The 20,739-nt window shown below is 61.6% G+C and carries 28 protein-coding genes; 26 read left to right on the top strand and 2 right to left on the bottom strand.

Annotation, left to right across the window (positions count from 1 at the left end; translation table 11 throughout):
- Positions 1-4: 4 nt before the first annotated feature.
- The 24 genes from rplB (at position 5) to ABQZ00_RS15255 (ending at position 13,541) form a co-directional block, all read left to right on the top strand.
- Positions 5-832 carry a 50S ribosomal protein L2 gene (rplB, locus tag ABQZ00_RS15370; RefSeq protein ID WP_003486715.1) on the top strand — a complete coding sequence of 276 codons (828 nt, stop codon included), beginning with the start codon at positions 5-7 and terminating at the stop codon, positions 830-832.
- A 6-nt stretch (positions 833-838) separates the two neighbouring features.
- A complete protein-coding gene (rpsS, locus tag ABQZ00_RS15365; RefSeq protein WP_005993369.1) occupies positions 839-1,108 on the top strand; it encodes a 30S ribosomal protein S19 in 270 nt (89 codons plus the stop codon).
- Positions 1,109-1,120: 12 nt separating this feature from the next.
- Positions 1,121-1,456, top strand: a complete 336-nt coding sequence (gene rplV / locus ABQZ00_RS15360; protein WP_002811686.1) for a 50S ribosomal protein L22 — start codon at positions 1,121-1,123, stop codon at positions 1,454-1,456.
- A 17-nt stretch (positions 1,457-1,473) separates the two neighbouring features.
- Positions 1,474-2,208, top strand: a complete 735-nt coding sequence (rpsC, locus tag ABQZ00_RS15355; RefSeq protein ID WP_005993372.1) for a 30S ribosomal protein S3 — start codon at positions 1,474-1,476, stop codon at positions 2,206-2,208.
- A gap of 5 nt (positions 2,209-2,213) precedes the next feature.
- Positions 2,214-2,627: a 50S ribosomal protein L16 gene (rplP, locus tag ABQZ00_RS15350; protein ID WP_003486706.1), complete on the top strand. Its 414-nt coding sequence runs from the start codon at positions 2,214-2,216 to the stop codon at positions 2,625-2,627.
- Positions 2,627-2,812 (top strand): 50S ribosomal protein L29, encoded by a 186-nt coding sequence (gene rpmC / locus ABQZ00_RS15345; RefSeq protein WP_055846121.1) that lies wholly within the window; start codon positions 2,627-2,629, stop codon positions 2,810-2,812. The genes rplP and rpmC overlap by 1 nt, the downstream gene beginning before the upstream one ends.
- Positions 2,813-2,823: 11 nt before the next feature.
- Positions 2,824-3,093: a 30S ribosomal protein S17 gene (gene rpsQ, locus ABQZ00_RS15340; RefSeq protein ID WP_005993374.1), complete on the top strand. Its 270-nt coding sequence runs from the start codon at positions 2,824-2,826 to the stop codon at positions 3,091-3,093.
- Between the two features lie 14 nt (positions 3,094-3,107).
- Entirely contained in the window at positions 3,108-3,476 is a 369-nt protein-coding gene (rplN, locus tag ABQZ00_RS15335) for a 50S ribosomal protein L14 (RefSeq protein ID WP_003486699.1), read from the top strand.
- Positions 3,477-3,491: 15 nt separating this feature from the next.
- Entirely contained in the window at positions 3,492-3,809 is a 318-nt protein-coding gene (rplX, locus tag ABQZ00_RS15330; RefSeq protein ID WP_006450639.1) for a 50S ribosomal protein L24, read from the top strand.
- Positions 3,810-3,820: 11 nt separating this feature from the next.
- The gene (gene rplE / locus ABQZ00_RS15325) at positions 3,821-4,363 is read left to right on the top strand and encodes a 50S ribosomal protein L5 (protein ID WP_055846118.1); all 543 of its coding nucleotides are present in this window, start codon (positions 3,821-3,823) and stop codon (positions 4,361-4,363) included.
- 18 nt (positions 4,364-4,381) lie between these two features.
- Positions 4,382-4,687, top strand: coding sequence for a 30S ribosomal protein S14 (gene rpsN, locus ABQZ00_RS15320; protein WP_005917137.1), 306 nt, complete (start codon positions 4,382-4,384; stop codon positions 4,685-4,687).
- Positions 4,688-4,891: 204 nt separating this feature from the next.
- Complete coding sequence (rpsH, locus tag ABQZ00_RS15315) at positions 4,892-5,290, top strand: 30S ribosomal protein S8 (RefSeq protein WP_055846115.1); 399 nt, start codon at positions 4,892-4,894, stop codon at positions 5,288-5,290.
- A gap of 15 nt (positions 5,291-5,305) precedes the next feature.
- The gene (rplF, locus tag ABQZ00_RS15310) at positions 5,306-5,833 is read left to right on the top strand and encodes a 50S ribosomal protein L6 (protein ID WP_055846112.1); all 528 of its coding nucleotides are present in this window, start codon (positions 5,306-5,308) and stop codon (positions 5,831-5,833) included.
- 88 nt (positions 5,834-5,921) lie between these two features.
- Positions 5,922-6,281: a 50S ribosomal protein L18 gene (gene rplR, locus ABQZ00_RS15305; RefSeq protein WP_082473395.1), complete on the top strand. Its 360-nt coding sequence runs from the start codon at positions 5,922-5,924 to the stop codon at positions 6,279-6,281.
- A gap of 158 nt (positions 6,282-6,439) precedes the next feature.
- Positions 6,440-6,982, top strand: a complete 543-nt coding sequence (gene rpsE / locus ABQZ00_RS15300; RefSeq protein ID WP_104532918.1) for a 30S ribosomal protein S5 — start codon at positions 6,440-6,442, stop codon at positions 6,980-6,982.
- Positions 6,975-7,166, top strand: coding sequence for a 50S ribosomal protein L30 (rpmD, locus tag ABQZ00_RS15295; RefSeq protein ID WP_006450646.1), 192 nt, complete (start codon positions 6,975-6,977; stop codon positions 7,164-7,166). Before rpsE ends, rpmD begins: the two co-directional genes overlap by 8 nt.
- A gap of 4 nt (positions 7,167-7,170) precedes the next feature.
- Positions 7,171-7,614, top strand: coding sequence for a 50S ribosomal protein L15 (rplO, locus tag ABQZ00_RS15290; RefSeq protein WP_012439114.1), 444 nt, complete (start codon positions 7,171-7,173; stop codon positions 7,612-7,614).
- Between the two features lie 7 nt (positions 7,615-7,621).
- Positions 7,622-8,989, top strand: coding sequence for a preprotein translocase subunit SecY (gene secY / locus ABQZ00_RS15285; RefSeq protein ID WP_023902825.1), 1,368 nt, complete (start codon positions 7,622-7,624; stop codon positions 8,987-8,989).
- Between the two features lie 333 nt (positions 8,990-9,322).
- Positions 9,323-9,679, top strand: a complete 357-nt coding sequence (rpsM, locus tag ABQZ00_RS15280) for a 30S ribosomal protein S13 (RefSeq protein ID WP_003486672.1) — start codon at positions 9,323-9,325, stop codon at positions 9,677-9,679.
- 10 nt (positions 9,680-9,689) lie between these two features.
- Entirely contained in the window at positions 9,690-10,082 is a 393-nt protein-coding gene (gene rpsK / locus ABQZ00_RS15275) for a 30S ribosomal protein S11 (protein WP_003486671.1), read from the top strand.
- A gap of 15 nt (positions 10,083-10,097) precedes the next feature.
- Positions 10,098-10,724, top strand: coding sequence for a 30S ribosomal protein S4 (rpsD, locus tag ABQZ00_RS15270; protein ID WP_002811641.1), 627 nt, complete (start codon positions 10,098-10,100; stop codon positions 10,722-10,724).
- 53 nt (positions 10,725-10,777) lie between these two features.
- Complete coding sequence (locus ABQZ00_RS15265; protein ID WP_002811635.1) at positions 10,778-11,776, top strand: DNA-directed RNA polymerase subunit alpha; 999 nt, start codon at positions 10,778-10,780, stop codon at positions 11,774-11,776.
- Positions 11,777-11,956: 180 nt separating this feature from the next.
- The gene (rplQ, locus tag ABQZ00_RS15260) at positions 11,957-12,340 is read left to right on the top strand and encodes a 50S ribosomal protein L17 (RefSeq protein ID WP_003486665.1); all 384 of its coding nucleotides are present in this window, start codon (positions 11,957-11,959) and stop codon (positions 12,338-12,340) included.
- Positions 12,341-13,022: 682 nt separating this feature from the next.
- Positions 13,023-13,541 (top strand): disulfide bond formation protein B, encoded by a 519-nt coding sequence (locus ABQZ00_RS15255; RefSeq protein ID WP_055846102.1) that lies wholly within the window; start codon positions 13,023-13,025, stop codon positions 13,539-13,541.
- Between the two features lie 454 nt (positions 13,542-13,995).
- On the opposite strand, the gene ABQZ00_RS15250 is transcribed toward ABQZ00_RS15255, so the two are convergent.
- Positions 13,996-16,119: a TonB-dependent receptor gene (locus ABQZ00_RS15250; protein WP_323538844.1), complete on the bottom strand. Its 2,124-nt coding sequence runs from the start codon at positions 16,117-16,119 to the stop codon at positions 13,996-13,998.
- Between the two features lie 245 nt (positions 16,120-16,364).
- Between ABQZ00_RS15250 and ABQZ00_RS15245 the strand changes: the two genes are divergently transcribed.
- Both ABQZ00_RS15245 and ABQZ00_RS15240 read left to right on the top strand, forming a co-directional pair.
- The gene (locus tag ABQZ00_RS15245; protein WP_115512407.1) at positions 16,365-17,762 is read left to right on the top strand and encodes a class II 3-deoxy-7-phosphoheptulonate synthase; all 1,398 of its coding nucleotides are present in this window, start codon (positions 16,365-16,367) and stop codon (positions 17,760-17,762) included.
- An 85-nt stretch (positions 17,763-17,847) separates the two neighbouring features.
- Entirely contained in the window at positions 17,848-18,975 is a 1,128-nt protein-coding gene (locus ABQZ00_RS15240; protein WP_323538845.1) for a mechanosensitive ion channel family protein, read from the top strand.
- A gap of 91 nt (positions 18,976-19,066) precedes the next feature.
- Here the strand turns inward: ABQZ00_RS15240 and ABQZ00_RS15235 are convergent, their stop codons facing one another.
- A complete protein-coding gene (locus ABQZ00_RS15235; RefSeq protein WP_323538874.1) occupies positions 19,067-20,680 on the bottom strand; it encodes an amidase in 1,614 nt (537 codons plus the stop codon).
- Positions 20,681-20,739: the final 59 nt, after the last annotated feature.

Genomic DNA, 20,739 nt, shown 5'->3' with positions numbered 1-20,739 from the left:
TCCCATGCCATTGATGAAGTTCAAACCCACCTCTCCCGGCCGTCGTTCCGCCGTGCGCGTGGTTACTCCCGATCTGCACAAGGGCGCACCGCACGCGGCGCTGCTCGATTCGCAGAGCAAGTCCGGTGGTCGTAACCACCATGGCCGCATCACCGTGCGTCACGTCGGTGGTGGCCACAAGCAGCACTACCGCATCATCGACTTCAAGCGCAACAAGGAAGGTATTCCGGCGCGTGTGGAGCGGATCGAATACGATCCGAACCGTACCGCTCATATCGCCCTGCTGTGCTACGTCGACGGCGAGCGTCGCTACATCATCGCCCCCAAGGGCCTGAAGGCTGGCGACCAGGTTATTGCCGGTGCCAATGCACCGATCAAGACCGGTAACACGCTGCCGCTGCGTAACATCCCGGTCGGTACGACGGTGCACGGTATCGAGCTGAAGCCGGGTAAGGGCGCTCAGATCGCACGTGCTGCCGGTGCAGCTGTCCAGCTGGTCGCTCGCGAAGGCATCTATGCCACGCTGCGTCTGCGCTCGGGCGAAATGCGCAAAGTGCCTGTCGAATGCCGTGCCACCATCGGTGAAGTCGGCAACGACGAGCACAACCTCGAGAAGTTGGGCAAGGCCGGCGCCAAGCGTTGGCGCGGTGTTCGCCCGACCGTTCGCGGTGCGGCCATGAACCCGGTCGATCACCCGCACGGTGGTGGTGAAGCGAAGGCTGGTCAGGGTAATCCGCATCCGGTCACCCCGTGGGGTGTTCCGACCAAGGGTTACAAGACGCGCAAGAACAAGCGCACCCAGCAATTCATCGTCCGCGATCGTAGGGGCTAATCGACCATGGCACGTTCACTTAAGAAGGGCCCGTTCGTCGATCACCACCTTGCAAAGAAGGTGGAGTCCGCTGCGGGTAGCAAGAAGCCGATCAAGACCTGGTCGCGCCGTTCGATGATCCTGCCGGAAATGGTAGGCATCACCATCGCCGTGCATAACGGCAAGAACCACATTCCGGTGCTCGTCAACGAGAATATGGTCGGCCACAAGCTCGGCGAATTTGCCGTCACCCGGACCTTCAAGGGTCACGGTGGCGACAAGAAGTCGAGCAGGTAAGGAGAGATGACGATGGAAGCGAAAGCAATCCTGCGCACCGCGCGCATCTCCCCGCAGAAGGCCCGCCTGGTCGCTGACCAGGTGCGTGGTTTGTCCGCCGAGCGTGCGGTCAATCTGCTGAAGTTCTCGGACAAAAAGGCTGCACACCTGATCAAAAAGGTTGTGGAGTCGGCTATTGCCAATGCCGAGAACAATCAGGGCGCGGATGTCGACGAGCTGAAGGTCAAGACCATCATGGTTGATGAAGGTCCGTCCCTGAAGCGTTTCATGGCGCGGGCGAAAGGCCGCGGTACCCGCATCCTCAAGCGCACCAGTCACATCACTGTGATTGTTGGCGCCGCCAAGTAAGCGGAAAGGAAAAGACCATGGGTCATAAAGTTCATCCGACTGGAATCCGTCTTGGTATCTCCAAAGACTGGAATTCCAAGTGGTACGCAAACAAGGGCGATTTCGCTGCCTATCTGGCAGCCGACCTGAAAGTGCGTGAAATGCTGCGCAAGAAGCTCGCGCAGGCAGGTGTCAGCAAGATCTTGATCGAGCGCCCTGCCAAAACCGCCCGCGTGACGATTCACACTGCCCGTCCGGGCGTGGTGATCGGCAAGCGTGGCGAGGACATCGAAAAGCTGCGTAAGGAAGTGAGCGAGCTGATGGGCGTTCCGGCCCACATCAACGTCACCGAAGTGCGCAAGCCGGAGCTGGATGCGCAGCTGGTCGCTGAATCAATCGCGCAGCAGCTTGAGCGTCGCATCATGTTCCGCCGCGCAATGAAGCGCTCGGTCGGTAACGCGATGCGCTTGGGTGCCCTGGGCATCAAGGTCAATGTGGCTGGCCGCCTCAACGGTGCAGAAATCGCCCGTTCGGAGTGGTACCGCGAAGGCCGCGTGCCGCTGCACACGCTACGTGCCGACATTGATTACGGTTTTGCCGAGGCGTCCACGACGTACGGCATCATCGGCATCAAGGTCTGGATCTATAAGGGCGAAGTCTTCGACTTCTCTCAGGTTGGCCAGGAAAAGCAGGACGACAGCCCGCGCAACGATCGTAACGATCGCGGCGACCGTGGTGACCGCCCGTCGCGCCCGGCTCGTGAAGCGAGGTAACGGCAATGTTGCAACCCAAGCGAACCAAATATCGCAAGATGCACAAGGGCCGCAATGACGGCCTGGCATGGAGCGGAAACGCCGTCAGCTTCGGCGAATACGGTCTCAAGGCCACGGCGCACGGTCAGCTGACCGCACGCCAGATTGAAGCAGCACGCCGCACGATCAGCCGCCACGTCAAAAAGGGCGGCAAGATGTGGATCCGTGTGTTCCCCGACAAGCCGATCACCAAGAAGCCGATCGAAGTCCGCATGGGCTCCGGTAAGGGCAACGTGGAGTACTGGGTCGCGCAGATTCAGCCGGGCCGCATGATCTATGAAATCGAGGGTATTCCCGAAGAGACTGCACGTGAGGCGTTCCGCCTTGCCGCTGCCAAGCTTTCGGTGACGACCACTTTCGTGACCCGGACGGTGCGCTGATGGATATCAAACAACTCCGCGAGAAGTCGGCTGACGAACTGAAGGCCCACCTGACCGATCTGCGTAAGGAGCAGTTCTCGCTCCGCATGCAGCAGGTCACCGGCCAGCTGCCGAAGACCCACGATACCCGCCGGGTGCGCCGCGAGATTGCTCGCGTCAAGCACCTGCTCGGCAGCACCAAGTAAGGACGGCCGCGATGAGCGACAACAACGAAAAGCAAGCGCTGCGCACGGTCGAAGGCCGTGTCGTCAGCAACAAGATGGACAAGACGGTCACCGTGTTGGTGGAGCGCCAGGTCAAGCATGCTCTGTACGGTAAGTACATCAAGCGCTCGACCAAGCTGCACGCACACGATGCCGACAATGCCTGTAATGAAGGCGACGTCGTGCGTGTGACCGAGATTGCTCCAATGTCCAAGACCAAGAACTGGCGGGTGGTCGAAATCGTCACCCGTTCGGCCGGCTAAGGGAGATCTGAATCATGATCCAGATGCAGAGCTACCTCGATGTGGCCGACAATTCGGGTGCCAAGGAAGTGATGTGCATCAAGGTGCTGGGCGGCTCGAAGCGCCGCTACGCACACATTGGTGACATCATCAAGGTGACCGTCAAGGACGCCATTCCGCGTGGCAAGGTCAAGAAAGGCGAAGTCTACGACGCCGTCGTGGTGCGTACCCGCAAGGGTGTGCGCCGTCCCGACGGTTCGTTGATCCGCTTCGATGGCAATGCCGCTGTGCTGTTGAACAATAAGCAGGAGCCGATCGGGACCCGCATCTTCGGGCCGGTGACGCGCGAGCTGCGTTCCGAGAAGTTCATGAAGATCGTCTCGCTCGCTCCCGAAGTGCTGTGAGCGGAGGACATACACATGGCTAACCGTATCAAGAAGGGCGACCAGGTCGTCATCAACACCGGCAAGGACAAGGGTAAGCAGGGTGAAGTTGTGCGTGTGGATGGCGATCGCGTGATCGTCTCCAATGCCAACATCATCAAGCGCCACACCAAGCCGAACCCGCAGGCGGGTGTCGCCGGCGGCGTGGTCGAGCGTGAAGCGTCGATCCATATCTCCAACGTCAATATCGTCAACCCGGCAACGGGCAAGGGCGAGCGCGTTGGCTTCAAGGTGCTGGAGGATGGACGCAAATTGCGTGTGTTCCGCTCCAGCGGTGAGGCGCTCGACGCCTGAGGAATGAGATCATGAACACTCGTCTCGAAAAGTTTTACAAGGAAAACGTGGTGCCGGCCCTGATGAAGGAATTCGGCTACTCCAATCCGATGGAAGTGCCGAAGCTGGTCAAGGTCACGCTCAACATGGGCGTGGGTGAGGCGGCTACCAACAAGAAGATTCTTGAAAATGCGGTCGCCGACATGTCCAAGATCTCCGGTCAAAAGCCGGTGGTCACCAAGTCGCGCGTTTCGGTCGCATCGTTCAAGATTCGTGACGGTTGGCCGATCGGCTGCAAGACCACCTTGCGTCGCGCCAAGATGTACGAGTTCCTGGATCGCCTGATCAACATCTCGTTGCCGCGCGTGCGCGACTTCCGTGGTGTGTCCGGTCGTTCCTTCGACGGTCGTGGCAACTTCAACATGGGTGTGAAGGAACAGATCATCTTCCCGGAAATCGACTTCGACGCCGTCGACGCGATTCGCGGTATGGATATCGCCATCACCACCACCGCCAAGACGGATGCGGAAGCGAAGGCGCTGCTGGCAGCGTTCAAGTTCCCGTTCCGTAACTGACCGTCGAGGACATCCGAAATGGCAAAGACCTCCATGATCCACCGCGACATCAAGCGTGCAAAGTTGGCGAAGAAATTCGCCGGCAAGCGTGATGCGCTGAAGAAGATCCTCTCCAGTCAGGATGCGTCCTACGAAGAGAAGATCGATGCTTCGACCAAGTTGCAGAAGCTGCCGCGCGATTCGTCGCCGAGCCGCCACCGCAACCGTTGCGAGCTGTCCGGTCGTCCGCGCGGTGTGTACCGCAAGTTCGGTCTGGGTCGCAACATGCTCCGCAAGGCCACGATGAACGGTGACGTTCCGGGTCTGCGTAAGGCAAGCTGGTAACAGCATTCCAGCCGTTCGCGGCCGGTTTGAGCAGGATTGTTCTGTTCAACAAGGGAGTCCGACGCAAGTCGGGCTCTTTTGTCGTATACTTCCGCTTCTGTCTTGCCCGTACGGGCTCGGCGTAGCGTCAAGGGTCCTGGCCCATCCCCAGGAAAACACAAGATTTTCGCGAAAGCGGATATCGGTGCACTCAAAGGTACTCACATGAGCATGACTGATCCCATCGCCGACCTGCTGGTTCGCATCAAGAATGCGGCCGCGGTTGGTAAACAGACGGTGAAATTGCCGTCATCCAAGATCAAGGTTGCGATCGCCCAAGTCCTGAAGGACGAGGGTTACATCACCGACCTGCGCGTAACGGCCACCGAGAACAATAAATCGGAGCTGGAAATCGTGCTGAAGTATTTCGAAGGCCGTCCGGTCATCGAGTCCCTGAAGCGTTTCTCGCGCTCGGGTCTGCGTCAGTACCGCGGCAAGACCGAGCTGCCCAAGGTCCTCGGTGGCCTGGGTATCGCCATCATCTCCACGTCGAAGGGCATCATGACCGATGCGCAGGCTCGCGAAGCCGGCGTTGGTGGTGAAGTCCTGTGCTTCGTGGCCTAAGGGAAGGAATCGAACATGTCCCGTGTAGCCAAGAAGCCTGTGTCCCTTCCGAAGGGTGTTGAGCTCAACGTCCAGCCTGAGCTGGTTAGCGTCAAGGGCCCGAAGGGCACGTTGACCCTGCCGAAGCCGGTGGGCGTGGAAATCGCCATCGACGGCGATGTTGCAACGCTGTCGGCCAACGATCCGTCGCAGCTCGCCATCACCGGCACTGTGCGCGCCATCCTTGCCAATATGGTCAAGGGTGTGTCCGAAGGCTTCGAGCGCAAGCTCGAGCTGGTCGGCGTCGGTTACCGTGCTGCCATGCAGGGCAAGGATCTGAGCCTGGCGCTCGGTTTCTCGCACCCGCTGGTGTTTGTGGCGCCGGAAGGCATCACGCTGTCGACCCCGACCCAGACCGAAATTTTGGTCCAGGGCGCCGACAAGCAGCGCGTCGGCGAAGTCGCCGCCAAGATTCGCGGTTTCCGTCCGCCGGAGCCCTACAAGGGCAAGGGTGTGAAGTACGCCGGTGAAGTCATCATTCGCAAGGAAGCCAAGAAGGCTTAATGGCGAGTCCCTCGCAGGAGCCCGCACATTCATGTGCGGACTTTTAACAGGAGCGCGCTTTTCCTTCAGCTTCCGTAGGATAAATATCATGAGCATCAACAAGAACATCGCCCGTCTGCGTCGCGCCAAATCCACCCGCTCGCACATCCGCGAACTGGGTGTCGCCCGTCTGTCGGTGCTGCGCACCGGTCAGCACCTGTATGCACAGGTCTTCACTGCCGATGGTTCCAAGGTGATCGCTGCGGCGAATACCCTGCAGGCCGACGTCAAGGATGGTCTGAAGAACGGCAAGAACAGCGATGCAGCCGTCAAGGTTGGCAGGTTGATCGCCGAGCGCGCCAAGGCTGCCGGTATCGAGAAGGTCGCATTCGATCGCTCGGGCTACCGCTACCACGGCCGCATCAAGGCGCTGGCCGATGCAGCGCGCGAAGGCGGCTTGCAGTTCTAAGCACTGCTGCGGATGTGGCCATCGGCTGCATCCGCGTTTCCGCCGGCAGGGAGATGCCGGACCGTCCCGTTCTTTTGCAACGGCTACGGGAACACCGTTTCACTCAACAACCATAAGCGGCCTAGAGCCGTACATACTCAATCAATCAAGGAATCAAGATGGCAGAAGAACGTGCACCGCGGGGTCGTGATCGCGACCGTAACCGCGAAGAGAAAGTCGACGATGGCATGATCGAAAAGCTGGTCGCGGTTAATCGCGTCAGCAAGACGGTCAAGGGCGGTCGTCAGTTCACCTTTACCGCGCTGACCGTGGTCGGCGATGGTCTGGGCAAGGTTGGTTTCGGTTATGGCAAGGCGCGCGAAGTGCCGGTCGCCATCCAGAAGTCGATGGAACAGGCGCGCAAGAACCTGGCCAGCGTCGATCTGAATAACGGCACCTTGTGGCACGCCGTCAAGTCCGGCCATGGCGCAGCGCGTGTTTACATGCAGCCCGCGTCGGAAGGTACTGGCGTCATTGCTGGTGGCGCCATGCGCGCTGTGCTGGAAGCGGTTGGCGTGAAGAACGTGCTGGCCAAGGCAGTTGGTTCGCGTAATCCGATCAACCTGGTCCGCGCAACCCTGAAGGGTCTGTCGGAAGTGCAGTCGCCGGCGCGTGTTGCGGCCAAGCGCGGCAAGAAGGTGGAGGAGCTCAACCATGGCTAAGGACACTGGCAAGACTGTGAAGGTGCGCCTGGTGCGCGGCCTGCGTGGTACCCAGTCGCGTCACCGCCTGTCGGTGCACGCGTTGGGCCTGAATAAGATCAACGATGTGCGTGAACTCAAGGACAGCCCGCAGGTGCGTGGCCTGATCAATACGGTTCACTACCTCGTCAAGGTTGAGGACTAATCCAATGACTATGCATCTCAATGACCTCAAGCCCGCCGATGGCGCCCGTACCGAGCGTACGCGCGTCGGTCGCGGTATCGGTTCTGGCCTTGGCAAGACCTGTGGCCGTGGCCATAAGGGCTCGTTCGCGCGTAAGGGCGGCGGCAAGATCAAGGCTGGCTTCGAAGGCGGCCAGACTCCGATGCAGCGTCGTCTGCCGAAGATCGGTTTCCGCTCCAAGATGGCGCGCGACAGCGCAGAAGTGCTGTCCTACCAGCTGGATAAGCTGGAAGCAGGTGAAATCGACTTTGCAGCGCTGCGTGCGGCCAATCTGGTCCCGAGCCGCGCCAAGAAGGCGAAGATCGTGCTGAAGGGCGAGCTGAGCAAGAAGTTCGTGCTGAAGGGCGTTGCGGCTACCGCAGGCGCCAAGGCAGCAATCGAAGCTGCCGGCGGCAGCGTAGAGGAGTAATCGGCAGATGGCGCAGGCTGGCATTGGTAACCTCGGTGGCGGGCTCGGCAAGTTCACGGAACTTCGTCAGCGGCTACTGTTCGTCCTCGGGGCATTGATCGTCTATCGCATCGGCTGCTATGTGCCGGTGCCGGGCGTGAATCCCGATGCCATGCTTTCGTTGATGCAGGCGCAGGGTGGCGGCATCGTGGACATGTTCAACATGTTCTCGGGCGGCGCCCTGCACCGTTTCAGCATTTTTGCATTGAACGTCATGCCGTACATTTCGGCATCGATCGTGATTCAGTTGGCTACGCACATCTTTCCCGCCCTCAAGGCGATGCAGAAGGAAGGCGAGTCGGGTCGACGCAAGATCACCCAATATTCGCGTATCGGCGCGGTGCTTCTGGCAGTAGTGCAGGGCGGCAGTATCGCGCTCGCGTTGCAGAACCAGACGGCGCCAGGCGGCGCTCCGGTTGTCTACGCGCCAGGCATGGGCTTCGTGTTGACCGCAGTCATTGCGTTGACCGCCGGCACTATCTTTTTGATGTGGGTTGGCGAGCAGGTTACCGAACGCGGTATCGGTAACGGCGTGTCGCTGATCATCTTTGCCGGCATCGTTGCTGGTCTGCCGTCGGGCGCGATTCAAACCGTTGAAGCATTCCGCGAAGGCAACCTGAGCTTCATCTCGCTGTTGCTGATCGTTATCACCATCCTGGCGTTTACGCTGTTTGTGGTGTTCGTCGAACGCGGGCAACGGCGTATTACTGTCAACTACGCGCGCCGTCAGGGCGGTCGCAATGCGTACATGAATCAGACCTCGTTCCTGCCGTTGAAGCTCAATATGGCGGGCGTGATTCCGCCGATCTTCGCATCGAGCATCCTGGCATTTCCCGCCACGTTGTCGATGTGGTCCGGTCAGGCTGCATCGGGTAGTGGTGTTGGTTCGTGGCTGCAGAAGATCGCCAATGCGCTTGGGCCGGGTGAGCCGGTGCACATGTTGGTGTTCGCGGCACTGATCATCGGCTTCGCGTTCTTCTACACGGCGCTGGTATTCAACTCGCAGGAAACCGCCGACAACCTCAAGAAGTCTGGCGCGTTGATTCCGGGTATCCGTCCGGGCAAGGCCACGGCTGATTATGTCGATGGCGTGCTGACGCGGCTGACGGCGGCGGGTTCGTTGTACCTGGTGATCGTCTGCCTGCTGCCGGAAATTATGCGCACGCAGCTCGGCACGTCGTTTCACTTCGGCGGCACCTCGCTGTTGATTGCGGTGGTGGTGGTGATGGATTTCATAGCGCAGATCCAGGCGCACCTGATGTCGCATCAATATGAGAGCTTGCTGAAGAAGGCCAACCTGAAGGGCGGCTCGCGCGGCGGTCTCGCTCGCGGTTAAGTGATACACTAGATCTTCATTACGTGAAGACGGCCTGGTTCCCGGGCCACGATCTTCCGATCAGAAGGGCGGCTCGCGCGACGTCTCGCGCGCGGGTGTGACGGGGTGGTCCTGTGCGGGAGTAGCACAGGCGATTCGGAGAAGTTTTCTGGATCAACACCGTCCGGCGCCGGAGCGAGGGCACACTCCCCACGCCGGGTCCATGGAACTTCTGGTTCCACGGGCTTCAAAGCAATCCGAGGCCTTGCTATAATTCCGAGTTCACTTTTTGATCCATCCTGCCGGATGGCGCCTGGGCGCTGTCGGGCCATCACTCAGTTGGAGAATCGCGTCATGGCGCGTATTGCAGGCGTCAACCTGCCAGCCCAGAAGCACGTCTGGGTCGGGTTGCAAAGCATCTACGGCATCGGCCGTACCCGTTCGAAGAAGCTCTGCGAATCCGCAGGCGTTACCTCGACCACGAAGATTCGTGATCTGTCCGAACCCGAAATCGAGCGCCTGCGCGCCGAAGTCGGCAAGTATGTCGTCGAAGGCGACCTGCGCCGCGAAATCGGTATCGCGATCAAGCGACTGATGGACCTGGGCTGCTATCGCGGTCTGCGTCATCGCCGTGGTCTCCCGCTGCGTGGTCAGCGCACCCGTACCAACGCCCGCACCCGTAAGGGTCCGCGCAAGGCGATCAGGAAGTAAGGGATAGATCATGGCAAAGCCAGCAGAAAAGAAAACGAAGAAGAAGATCAAGCGCGTCATCACTGACGGCGTCGCTCACGTCCACGCTTCGTTCAACAACACCATCGTCACCATCACCGATCGCCAGGGCAATGCCTTGTCGTGGGCTACGTCCGGCGGCGCCGGGTTCCGTGGTTCGCGTAAGTCGACCCCGTTCGCTGCTCAGGTTGCCGCCGAAAAGGCTGGCCGCGCTGCGCTCGACTACGGCGTGAAGTCGCTGGAAGTACGTATCAAGGGTCCGGGTCCGGGCCGTGAGTCGGCCGTGCGTTCGTTGAACAACGTGGGCTACAAGATCACCAACATCATCGACGTGACGCCAATCCCGCACAACGGGTGCCGTCCGCCGAAGAAGCGTCGCGTCTAAAGGGAGCGATAAGAAATGGCTCGTTATATCGGTCCTACCTGTAAGCTCGCGCGCCGTGAAGGCGCCGACCTTTCCCTCAAGAGCCCGGCGCGTGCGCTGGACTCCAAGTGCAAGCTTGAGCAGAAGCCCGGCCAACACGGCGCGGCTCGCAAGGGCAAGCTCTCCGACTACGCTACCCAGCTGCGTGAAAAGCAGAAGGTCAAGCGTATTTACGGTCTGCTGGAACGTCAGTTCCGCAACTACTACAAGAAGGCCTCGACCAAGAAGGGCAACACCGGCGAGAACCTGCTGCAGTTGTTGGAAACCCGTCTGGACAACGTCTGCTACCGCATGGGCTTTGCCGTCACCCGTCCGGCCGCGCGCCAGCTGGTGTCGCACCGTGGCGTGCTGGTCAATGGCAAGTCGGTGAATCTGGCTTCCTACCAGATCAAGGCTGGCGATGCGATCACGCTGTCGGAAAAGGCACAGAAGCAGCTCCGCGTGCAGGAAGCCCTGACCGTGGCTGAGCAGCACGACATGACGCCGTCGTGGGTCGAAGTCGATTCGAAGAAGTTCAGCGGCGTGTTCAAGGCCGTGCCGGATCGCGCTGACCTGCCTTCGGATATCAACGAAGCGCTGATCGTCGAGTTGTATTCGAAGTAATTCACATTGGAGAGCCTCCGGCACTGCCGGAGGTTCGCAGGAGACCCCGCAACATGACGGTTACCGCCAACCAGGTTCTGCGCCCTCGTGGTCCGCAGATCGAACGTCTTACCGACAACCGTGCCAAGGTCGTGATCGAGCCCTTGGAGCGCGGTTACGGGCACACGCTGGGCAATGCCCTGCGTCGTGTGCTGTTGTCGTCGATCCCCGGTTTTGCGATTACCGAGGTCGAAATCGACGGCGTGCTGCACGAGTACACCACGGTCGAGGGTTTGCAGGAAGACGTGCTTGACGTCCTGCTGAACCTGAAAGACGTGGCGATTCGGATGCACAGTGGCGACAGCGCCACGCTTTCGCTGTCCAAGCAGGGTCCGGGTACGGTCACTGCGGCCGACATCAGGACCGATCACAACGTTGAGATCATCAACGGTGACCACGTGATCTGCCACCTGACCAAAGACACCGCACTGAACATGCGTTTGAAGATCGAGCGTGGGTTCGGCTATCAGCCGGCTGCTGCACGTCGTCGTCCGGACGAAGAGACCCGTACCATCGGTCGCCTGATGCTGGATGCGTCGTTCTCGCCGGTGCGTCGCGTTGCCTACGCCGTGGAAGCTGCACGCGTCGAACAGCGCACCGACCTCGACAAGCTGGTCATCGATATCGAAACCAACGGCACGATCGATGCCGAGGAAGCCGTGCGCACCGCCGCCGACATCCTCAGCGATCAGCTGTCGGTGTTCGGTGACTTCACCCACCGCGATCGCGGTGCGGCCAAGCCGGCTGCCAGCGGCGTGGATCCGGTGCTGTTGCGCCCGATCGACGACCTCGAGCTGACCGTGCGTTCGGCCAACTGCCTCAAGGCCGAGAGCATCTACTACATCGGCGATCTGATCCAGAAGACCGAAGTGGAGCTGCTCAAGACCCCGAATCTGGGCAAGAAGTCGCTGACCGAAATCAAGGAAGTGCTGGCACAGCGCGGCCTTGCATTGGGTATGAAGCTGGAAAACTGGCCGCCGGCCGGTGTCGCCCAGCACGGCATGCTTGGTTAATGTTTCAAGGCATGGGCGTCTTCGGGCGCCCATGTTTGTGTTTCCACATCGACGGGCCAAAGCCCGCGATGACACCCGGTCGAAGGACGGCCGGTTCGGACCAACCGCAGTCCATTCAACAGCGCCAGGATGGCGACAACGTCTCTCAGTAGTCTCAACATTCCTTAGGAAATCACACTCATGCGTCACCAGAAATCCGGTCGTAAGTTCAACCGCACCAGCGCGCACCGCGAAGCCATGTTCCGCAACATGGCGGCTTCGCTGTTCAAGCACGAGCTGATCAAGACCACCTTGCCGAAGGCCAAGGAACTGCGTCGCGTCGCCGAGCCGCTGATCACCATCGGCAAGGTCGATGGCGTGGCCAATCGTCGTCTGGCGTTCGCTCGCCTGCGCGACAAGGAAGCCGTGGGCAAGCTGTTCGTCGAACTGGGCCCGCGTTACGCGACCCGTCCCGGCGGCTACCTGCGCATCCTGAAGGCCGGCTTCCGTGCCGGTGACAATGCGCCGATGGCGTATGTCGAGCTGGTCGACCGTCCGGTCGTGGCAGAAGAAGTGGCCGAGTAATCGGATCGCTTCACACAGATTCTCGAAAAAGCCCGGCTCACGCCGGGCTTTTTTATTGGGGCGTTTGGGTTATCGATGGACGCGGCTTGGGGTGCGCGGCTGGTTTGGTGCAATTACGCGGCGCTGCGGTACTGCCTGCGTGGGTTGAAGAATCCGCCAGTTCGTGTCGCATGGGTTTGAAGGCAGAAATGCGAGTTTGGAACCCGGGGAAGTCGGGGTGTGTGGGGATAGGCGAGGCCGTATTGGGGCGCTGGAGCGACGCGCCGCAGATCAAGTGAGAGCCACCGACGTCTCGGGCGGGCGTGGGTCGACGGCTTGTTGTCGACTTGTTGTCGACATCCGTTGTACTCCAAAGGACCTAGTGGAGAGCGCAGAGATGGGGATGTGGCGGATTCCACGTGTAGCGCCTTCATCTGTGTCCGTGTCAGGCAGTTAGCGGTGATGTGGTCAATGTGCGGCACCTGTTCATGCCTGACCCCGATCATCATCCACGCCGAGTGATCTGGATGGCTCCACCATCTTTGGGTTCGCCTGAGTGCTCTGCACCTAGGCGATAAGGCCGGCAGCACCACAGAGGTGTTGCAGCGCTTCGCAGCAGGCGCTCCGTCAGACGCATGCATCCGTGGTCACGGCGGCGGTCATGGCTGATAATCGACGCCTTGGTCCTAGGCAAGCGGTCACGATGAATCCATTCCGTTGGGGTTTCCGGGCACAGTTTCTGTTGGGGTTTGTTGCTTGCGCAGGACTGCTGGCCTACGCGATCTATGTGCAATTGCACCTGGGGCTCGAGCCTTGCCCGCTGTGTATTTTTCAGCGGATCGCGTTTGCGGCGCTGGCGGTGTTTTTCCTGCTGGGTGCGCTGCATGGGCCGCGTGCTGCCGGAGGGCGCAAGGTGTATGGCGTGCTGAGTTTCATCGCCGCCGGTGTGGGTATGGGTATCGCGGCACGGCACGTGTGGGTGCAGATCCGGCCCAAGGACATGATGTCGTCATGCGGCCCGCCGCTGAGCTTTCTGAGCGAGACGATGGGGCCGTTCGAAGTGTTCCGCACCGTGCTGACCGGCACCGGGGATTGCGGCAATATCGACTGGCGGTTTCTGGGCTTGAGCATGCCGATGTGGAGCATGGTCTGGTTCGTGTCGCTTGCCTTGTGGGCGCTGTACGCCGGCTTCAAAGCACGCCGGACGTCTGTGCATCACTGACGGGCGTTGATTGCCGGCGATAGAACTGCTCCGGTGACCGGGGCAGTAGGGCAGATGCGCGAAATCGCGTTCTGTAAGCAGTCCGCTTCTGTGCGCAGTCCGCTGCGCGCTCACTCTCCGCTCGCTGGCCGTTACTCGTGGCGTGAGCCTGTGCCGTGGGTTGCGCATAGGTGATGCGGCTGGTTTGGTTGAGCATGTCGCCTCCGTGAGGTCGGCCGATTGCGTCAGCGATGGCACCGGCACGCGCTGGTCGGGGCGTGGGCAAGGCGTTACGTTGATGGACGTTATGACGCCCCGAAGCGCTGAGCTTGAGCCCACGACATGGCAGGTACAGGCGTTTGACCATTCAGATCCAATACCCTGATTTTCGTTGTGCCTGAAAAAGCAGAAGGACCCGGAATCGACCGGTTCCTTCTGCTGCGTTGCGCAGTTACCGGTGCGCCGCGTGTTGCGCTCAGAATGTCTGCTGCAGACTCAGATAAACACCACGGCGCGGCGCCCATTGCGGTGCGAACACGCCAATGCCGCCGCCGTCGCGTAGCTGGTAGCTGCGATCGAGCACGTTGAGGACGGCCAGCTGCGCGTGCAGCGGATGCGCGGTAAGCGCGAAATCGTGCCCGGCGCTGAGATTCAACTGGAAGTACGAGGGCAGTTCGCCGCCATTAGGCACGGTGTCGGTATCGGTACGCAGGCCGCTGCCATAGAGGTAATTCGCACCGATCCGGCTACTGTCGCTGATGGCGTAGTTGATGCCGCCGGAGGAGGTCAGCTTCTGGTCGTGGTCCAGATGAATCCAGTTGTTTTGCGCGTACGCCAATGCGTCCGGGTCGAAGTTGTACAAACTGGTCAGGACCTGTTTGCCCATCGCCTTGCTGTAGGCCAGATTGAAATATGCGGTGACTGGGCCATTGCTGTAGTCAGCGCTGAACTCGGCACCACGGATGCGGCCGTTGCGGTAGTTGAAGGTGGAATAGACATAAGCGGCGCCGAACTGGCCTTCGTCCTGCAACCGGTCGGCTTTGCGGTAGTAAGTGTCCAGGCCCAAAGTCAGGTGCTCGCTCACCACTTGCGAGATGCCGAGGTCGTAGTAATCGCTGCGTTCGCTGAGCGGCGTGGTCGGTCCGCCGCCGGTGGACTGCTGGTTGGTGGTGCCGTCGTACAGCGCGATATCGCTGGTAGAGATCAGCTCGCTGGCAGGCGGCGTGAAGTAGCGCGCGTAGCCCGCATGCACGGTGGTGCTGTCGCTTGCCGTCCAGACCACGCCCAGGCGCGGACTGAGCTGGCCCTCGCTTGCCCCGAAGGCCTTGTAGCGGTCGCCACGCACGCCGTAGTTGACGGTCCAGTCGTCGCCGATCTTCCATTCGTCCTGCAGATACAGCGCGTACGTGCTGGCGTGGAAGCGGCTGCCATCGGCAATGAACACCGGCACGTTGCTGCTCTGGTTGCCGTCGGCATCGGCCGGGAAAACAAAGGAATTGTTGCTGGCGATGGCATGTTCAAAGTTGCCGTACAGGCCATAGCGCAGCGTGTGCGCATTGCCCCAAGGCGTGGAGAAATCTGCCTGCACGGTGTTGGCGCGATTGCTGCGGTCCACCTGCGAGGCGATGCCGTTGAAGATCAGATCGCCGGCCACATCGGGCGAGAAGGCGACGCTGCTGTAACGCTGGCCAGCCGACAGCTGATAGCTGGTGTCGCCGAGCATGCCCTGCAGTGCCAAGGTGCCAAAACGGGTGGTTTCGCGCTGGTTTTCGTCCAGACGCGAGGAATCGAAATCGATGGTGCCAAGGTAATCGAACGCCGGAGTCTGGCCGGGATTATTGGGAATCTGAAAGCGATTGTTGGCATAGCCGACCAACAGGCTGAGGCGGGTGTTTTCGTCGATCAGATAGCTCAGATCGGCAAAGCCTTTGCCCTGATGGGTCTTGTCGTGGTCGGGCGAGCGGCTGTCGACCGGGTTTTCCAGCCCGTGGCTGTTCTGTTCGTAGTCGCCGGTCACAAACCAGCTCCAGCGCCCACTGCTGCCCCACAGCGAGGCGTTCGGATTGACGGTGTCGTAGGAGCCGCCGGTGATGCCGACGCTGCCGCCATTGCCCAGCTCGGCGCCGTTCTTGGTGGTGATGTCCACAACTGCGGCGGTGCGGTCGCCGAACTGCGCGGGCAAGGCGCCATCGAGCAGTTTGAGGTTCTTGATGATGCGTGGCTCCAGGCTCTGGCCGAAGCCGGAGATGGATTCGGGCAGCATCACGCCATTGATGCGGTACTGCAGGTTGGCATGATCGCCGCGCACGTGAATGCCGCCGTACGAGTCCTGTACCACGCCCGGCGCTTGCAGCAGCACCTGGTTGAGCGGTGTGGAGGCGCCGAGTGGAAGGCGGTCGATGTCTTCGGCAGTGATGGTGTACTGGCTGCTGCCGATATCCGGGGACAAGGCGTTGCGCGCCGCCTCAAGCTTGGCGATGACGTTGACGGTGTCCAGATCGGTGGTTTGGTCGGCAACGGCATCTGCGGCGATTGCGGTACCGGCACAGGAAGACAGCAGGATGGAAACGATGGCGGCTGGGAGGCGGCGAGGGGTCATGGCGGTCGCAGGACGGCTAGGGAGGAGGGTGTTACCTCGTAACATTCTGCTTACGGGCGGGCGCTAGCGTAGGCCGAAAGTCATGCCTGTCCCGACGGCTTTGCTTGCCGTTCAGTCGCTCGCGACCGCTTGGCAGGCATTGCCGCGCCAACAGTGCTTTCGTCCCTGGGCGGCATCGGTGCAGAGCGCTTTGCGGGACGCGCCGGCTCTGCCACCATCGCAGGCTGTCCAGGAGTGCTGTTGCCATGAATCTTTCCGCCCCTTCTCCCGTTTCCGATTCCGCTGCCTCCGTGTGGGCGCCCGGTAGCTGGCGTGGCAAACCCGCGCTGCAGCTGCCGGTGTATCCGGATCAAGCTGCATTGCAGAGCGCCATGGACGAGTTGGGGCAGTTGCCACCGTTGGTGACCTCCTGGGAGATCTTCGCGCTCAAACGCCAGCTGGCAGAAGCGCAGGAGGGCAAGCGCTTCCTGCTGCAGGGCGGCGATTGCGCGGAGAACTTCAGCGATTGCGAGTCGGGCACGATTTCCAATCGGCTGAAAGTGCTGCTGCAAATGAGCCTGGTGCTGGTGCATGGCCTGCACCTGCCGGTGGTGCGGGTAGGGCGCTTTGCCGGGCAGTACGCCAAGCCGCGATCGGCCGATACCGAAACGCGCGATGGCGTGACCTTGCCCAGCTACCGCGGCGATGTGATCAATGCGCCGGCCTTCACCGAAGCGGCGCGTGTGCCTGACCCGCGCCGCATGATCACTGCGCACTCGCGTTCGGCGATGACGATGAACTTCGTGCGCGCGTTGATCGATGGCGGCTTCGCCGACCTGCATCACCCCGAATACTGGAATCTGGATTGGGTGGGCTATTCGCCGCTGGCGGCGGACTACCAGAAGATGGTGGCGTCGATCGGCGACGCAGTGCGCTTCATGGAAACCCTGTCCGGATCGGAGGTGTACAACCTCAATCGCATCGATTTCTACACGTCTCACGAAGCATTGTTGCTGCCGTACGAAGAAGGCCTGACCCGGCAGGTGCCGCGCCAGTGGGGCTGGTTCAATCTCAGCACGCACTACCCGTGGATCGGCATGCGTACCGCGGCGCTGGATGGCGCGCACGTGGAGTATCTGCGTGGCGTGCGCAATCCGATCGCGATCAAGGTGGGGCCGTCGGTGCAGCCGGACCAGTTGCTGCGCCTGATCGATGTGCTCAATCCGGAAGACGAACCTGGCCGCCTGAGCTTCATCCATCGCATGGGTGCCACGCAGATTGCCGAGAAACTGCCGCCGTTGCTGGATGCGGTCAAGCGCGATGGCCGACGCGTGCTATGGGTCTGCGATGCGATGCATGGCAACACCGAAAGCACCGGAAATGGCTATAAAACAAGGCGTTTCGACAATATTCGCAGCGAAGTGGAAACCTCTTTCGATCTGCATGCGGCGGCCGGCACGCGGCTGGGTGGCGTGCATCTGGAACTCACCGGCGAAGATGTCACCGAATGCACTGGCGGTGCGCGCGAGTTGACCGAGCGCGATCTGGAGCGTGCGTATCGCTCCAGCGTGGACCCGCGCTTGAACTATGAGCAGTCGCTGGAAATCGCGATGGCGATCGTACGCAAGCAGCAACAGGTGGCATCGCAGCCGCTGGGCGCATGAAGTCAGTGTGCGTATGACGTGACGCTCATGCCGCATGCGGCATGCTCTTGCAGCCATCCCTCTTTCCCCCCACAGGAGGAACGGTTTGACTGCCGATTGGAACGTCATCCGCGAATACGCAATCCCGCTGGGCGCCGCGCTGCTGGCGGGCGTCGTTACCTGGTCGCTGATGCTGTGGCTGTTTCGCCGCATGCAGGGCCGCGATTACCGCCGCGCACGCATCATTCGCGTGGTCACGCTGCCGGCGGCCTTCATTCTGCCGCTGCTGTTTCTGGGTATCGCCACCGAGGCCACGCCGTTATCCGGCAAGGCGCTGGCCGCGGTGCAGCACTTGTTGCATGTCGGCATTGTCGGCTGCGTCACCTGGTTGTTGGTGCGTGCGGTTGCCGCCGGCGAAATGGCGATCCTGCGCAGCAATCCGATCGAGGTATCGGACAATCTCACCGCGCGGCGTATCCAGACCCAGACACGGGTCTTGAGTCGCGTGGTGATGGGCACGGTGATCCTGCTCGGTATCTCGGTGGTGCTGCTCGGTTTTGAGCAGGTGCGCCAGATCGGCAAGACGCTGCTAGCGTCGGCCGGGATCATCGGGCTGGTGGCCGGTATTGCGGCCAAGCCGGTGTTCGGCAACCTGATCGCCGGCTTGCAGATTGCGCTGACTCAGCCGATCCGCCTGGACGACGTGGTAATCGTGGAAGGCGAATGGGGCCGTATTGAAGAGATCGGTAGTTCGTACGTGGTGGTGCGGATCTGGGACGAACGGCGCATGGTGGTCCCATTGACCTGGTTCATCGAAAACCCGTTTCAGAACTGGACGCGCGCCAGTGCGGACCTGCTCGGTACCGCGTTCCTGTGGCTGGATTACCGCACGCCGATTGCGGCAGTGCGCGCGGAACTGGAGCGCATCTGCCACAGCGAGCCGCTATGGGATGGGCGCGTCTGCGTCACCCAGATCACCGACACCAGCGACAACACCATCCAGGTGCGTTTGCTGGTGAGCGCGCGCAATTCCGGCGATGCGTTCGATCTGCGTTGTCTGGTGCGCGAACGCATGATCGATTTTCTGACCCGCGAGCACGCCTATGCGCTGCCCAGAATCCGCGCCGAAATTGCAACGCAGGAAAAGCCGTCATCAGGCGCGAAGAAGCCGATCGCACCGGACAGCGTGCGTTCGCCAGGTGCAGAAGACGGCGAGCCTGCGGCTTCGATCTAGCTGTGCCTGCCGACAGGCTGCGCCAGGTTCGGTTGTGAGGCGTGCGGCATGCGTATCAATCGATGACCAGTGCTGCTTTGCAGATTCTCAGTCAGTCGGGCGCCTTCGGCTGCGGTGCAGCCGGTGTCGCCAGCGGTGCGCTGGGCGCGTAGCTGGGCGCAAATCGCGCGTGGCTGCGTTGCTCATAGGCGTAGGCCAGTTCGATCAGGCGCGGCTCGCTCCAGGCGGTGCCCATGAACAGCAATCCGAGCGGCAGACTCTGTGTCTGCCCCATCGGCACGCTCAGGCTGGGATACCCGGCCACTGCCGCGGCGCCGTAGCCGGCGCCGGGAAAGGTGTCGCCCTTGCCGAGCGTGGTGACCCAGGCCGCGCCGGTGGTCGGCACGATCAGTGCGTCCAGGCGATCGGCTTTCAGGGCTGCGTCGATGCCTTGCTCGCCAGCGAGCCGCCTGGCGCTGGCGCGCGCGCTCAGATAGCCCGGGTCCTTCAGGCCGGGCGCAGTCTGCGCCTGTTCGAACAATTCCTGTCCGAAGTAGGGCATTTCACGCTGTGCATTGGCGCGATTGAAGGCGATCAGCGCGTCCAGATCTTTGATCGGCGCAGCGTGGCTGCGCAGATAGGCATTCAAACCGGCCTTGAATTCGACCAGTAAGACCGTCTGCTCAGCAGCATCCCACTTGCCATCCGTGACCAGGGCGGTCTCAACTACCGTGGCGCCGGCCGCGCGCAAGGTCTGTACGGCGCGATCCAAAGCTGCGGCGATCGCGGGATCCTCGCGCAGTGGATTGCGCAGCAGGCCCAGACGCGCGCCGCGCAGGCCATCGGGCTTGAGGTGGGCGAGATAGTTTGGTGTGGACGACGGCGCATGGCGCGTGGCCGGGTCCTGCGGATCGGGCGCGGCGATCGCCTGCAGCAGCGCGGTGGCGTCGGCGACGCTGCGGGTCATCGGGCCGGCGGTGTCCTGGCTGGCCGAGATCGGAATGATGCCGTCGCGGCTGACCAGGCCGACGGTGGGTTTGAGCCCGACCAGGCCATTGACCGCAGCAGGGCAGGTGATGCTGCCGTCGGTTTCGGTGCCGATGCCTACCGTGGCCAGACTGGCAGCGATCGCTGCGCCGGTGCCGGCGCTGGAGCCGCACGGATTGCGATCCAGCGCATAGGGATTGCGGGTCAGCCCGCCGCGGGCGCTCCAGCCGGAGCTGGATTGGGTGGAACGGAAGTTGGCCCATTCGCTCAGATTGGTTTTGCCCAGGATCACCGCACCGGCCGCGCGCAGGCGCTGCACCAGAAACGCATCGCGAGCAGGGCGAAACTCGGCCAGTGCCAGCGAGCCGGCACTGTTGACCATCGGCAGCGCGTCGATGTTGTCCTTGAGCAGCACCGGGATGCCATGCAGCGGTCCGCGCACGCGGCCGGCGGCGCGCTCTGCGTCCAGGGTGCGGGCGTCCGTTTCGGCCTGCGCATTGCGCTCGATCACGGCGTTGAGCGTTGGGCCGGCGCGGTCGATGGTGTCGATGCGCTGCAGATAGGCGCGCGTCAGTGCCAGGCTGGTGGTGTCGCCACGGGCCATGCGCGCTTGCAGGCCGGCGACGTCGGCATCGATCAGGTCGAGCGGTTTGGCAGCCGAAGCGGCGTCGGTTGCCGGACGCATCGTGTCATCGGCATGCGCACAGCCGCACAACGCCAGCAGCAGCGCAAAAGACAGGGTGGTGGAGCGCATGGGAGGTTTTCCGCGGGGGACCTTCCGCAGGCTAGCGTCGCTGC

It is taken from the genome of Xanthomonas sp. WHRI 10204 (assembly GCF_040202875.1).
Lineage (GTDB): Bacteria > Pseudomonadota > Gammaproteobacteria > Xanthomonadales > Xanthomonadaceae > Xanthomonas.
This window is presented reverse-complemented; position numbering and strand designations above follow the sequence as displayed.

What these genes read in the sequence shown, in the direction of transcription:
- rplB (WP_003486715.1), top strand. Translation starts at nt 5, where the DNA reads ATGCCATTGATGAAGTTCAAACCCACCTCTCCCGGCCGTCGTTCCGCC.
- rpsS (WP_005993369.1), top strand. Translation starts at nt 839, where the DNA reads ATGGCACGTTCACTTAAGAAGGGCCCGTTCGTCGATCACCACCTTGCA.
- rplV (WP_002811686.1), top strand. Translation starts at nt 1,121, where the DNA reads ATGGAAGCGAAAGCAATCCTGCGCACCGCGCGCATCTCCCCGCAGAAG.
- rpsC (WP_005993372.1), top strand. Translation starts at nt 1,474, where the DNA reads ATGGGTCATAAAGTTCATCCGACTGGAATCCGTCTTGGTATCTCCAAA.
- rplP (WP_003486706.1), top strand. Translation starts at nt 2,214, where the DNA reads ATGTTGCAACCCAAGCGAACCAAATATCGCAAGATGCACAAGGGCCGC.
- rpmC (WP_055846121.1), top strand. Translation starts at nt 2,627, where the DNA reads ATGGATATCAAACAACTCCGCGAGAAGTCGGCTGACGAACTGAAGGCC.
- rpsQ (WP_005993374.1), top strand. Translation starts at nt 2,824, where the DNA reads ATGAGCGACAACAACGAAAAGCAAGCGCTGCGCACGGTCGAAGGCCGT.
- rplN (WP_003486699.1), top strand. Translation starts at nt 3,108, where the DNA reads ATGATCCAGATGCAGAGCTACCTCGATGTGGCCGACAATTCGGGTGCC.
- rplX (WP_006450639.1), top strand. Translation starts at nt 3,492, where the DNA reads ATGGCTAACCGTATCAAGAAGGGCGACCAGGTCGTCATCAACACCGGC.
- rplE (WP_055846118.1), top strand. Translation starts at nt 3,821, where the DNA reads ATGAACACTCGTCTCGAAAAGTTTTACAAGGAAAACGTGGTGCCGGCC.
- rpsN (WP_005917137.1), top strand. Translation starts at nt 4,382, where the DNA reads ATGGCAAAGACCTCCATGATCCACCGCGACATCAAGCGTGCAAAGTTG.
- rpsH (WP_055846115.1), top strand. Translation starts at nt 4,892, where the DNA reads ATGAGCATGACTGATCCCATCGCCGACCTGCTGGTTCGCATCAAGAAT.
- rplF (WP_055846112.1), top strand. Translation starts at nt 5,306, where the DNA reads ATGTCCCGTGTAGCCAAGAAGCCTGTGTCCCTTCCGAAGGGTGTTGAG.
- rplR (WP_082473395.1), top strand. Translation starts at nt 5,922, where the DNA reads ATGAGCATCAACAAGAACATCGCCCGTCTGCGTCGCGCCAAATCCACC.
- rpsE (WP_104532918.1), top strand. Translation starts at nt 6,440, where the DNA reads ATGGCAGAAGAACGTGCACCGCGGGGTCGTGATCGCGACCGTAACCGC.
- rpmD (WP_006450646.1), top strand. Translation starts at nt 6,975, where the DNA reads ATGGCTAAGGACACTGGCAAGACTGTGAAGGTGCGCCTGGTGCGCGGC.
- rplO (WP_012439114.1), top strand. Translation starts at nt 7,171, where the DNA reads ATGACTATGCATCTCAATGACCTCAAGCCCGCCGATGGCGCCCGTACC.
- secY (WP_023902825.1), top strand. Translation starts at nt 7,622, where the DNA reads ATGGCGCAGGCTGGCATTGGTAACCTCGGTGGCGGGCTCGGCAAGTTC.
- rpsM (WP_003486672.1), top strand. Translation starts at nt 9,323, where the DNA reads ATGGCGCGTATTGCAGGCGTCAACCTGCCAGCCCAGAAGCACGTCTGG.
- rpsK (WP_003486671.1), top strand. Translation starts at nt 9,690, where the DNA reads ATGGCAAAGCCAGCAGAAAAGAAAACGAAGAAGAAGATCAAGCGCGTC.
- rpsD (WP_002811641.1), top strand. Translation starts at nt 10,098, where the DNA reads ATGGCTCGTTATATCGGTCCTACCTGTAAGCTCGCGCGCCGTGAAGGC.
- ABQZ00_RS15265 (WP_002811635.1), top strand. Translation starts at nt 10,778, where the DNA reads ATGACGGTTACCGCCAACCAGGTTCTGCGCCCTCGTGGTCCGCAGATC.
- rplQ (WP_003486665.1), top strand. Translation starts at nt 11,957, where the DNA reads ATGCGTCACCAGAAATCCGGTCGTAAGTTCAACCGCACCAGCGCGCAC.
- ABQZ00_RS15255 (WP_055846102.1), top strand. Translation starts at nt 13,023, where the DNA reads ATGAATCCATTCCGTTGGGGTTTCCGGGCACAGTTTCTGTTGGGGTTT.
- ABQZ00_RS15250 (WP_323538844.1), bottom strand. Translation starts at nt 16,119, where the DNA reads ATGACCCCTCGCCGCCTCCCAGCCGCCATCGTTTCCATCCTGCTGTCT.
- ABQZ00_RS15245 (WP_115512407.1), top strand. Translation starts at nt 16,365, where the DNA reads ATGAATCTTTCCGCCCCTTCTCCCGTTTCCGATTCCGCTGCCTCCGTG.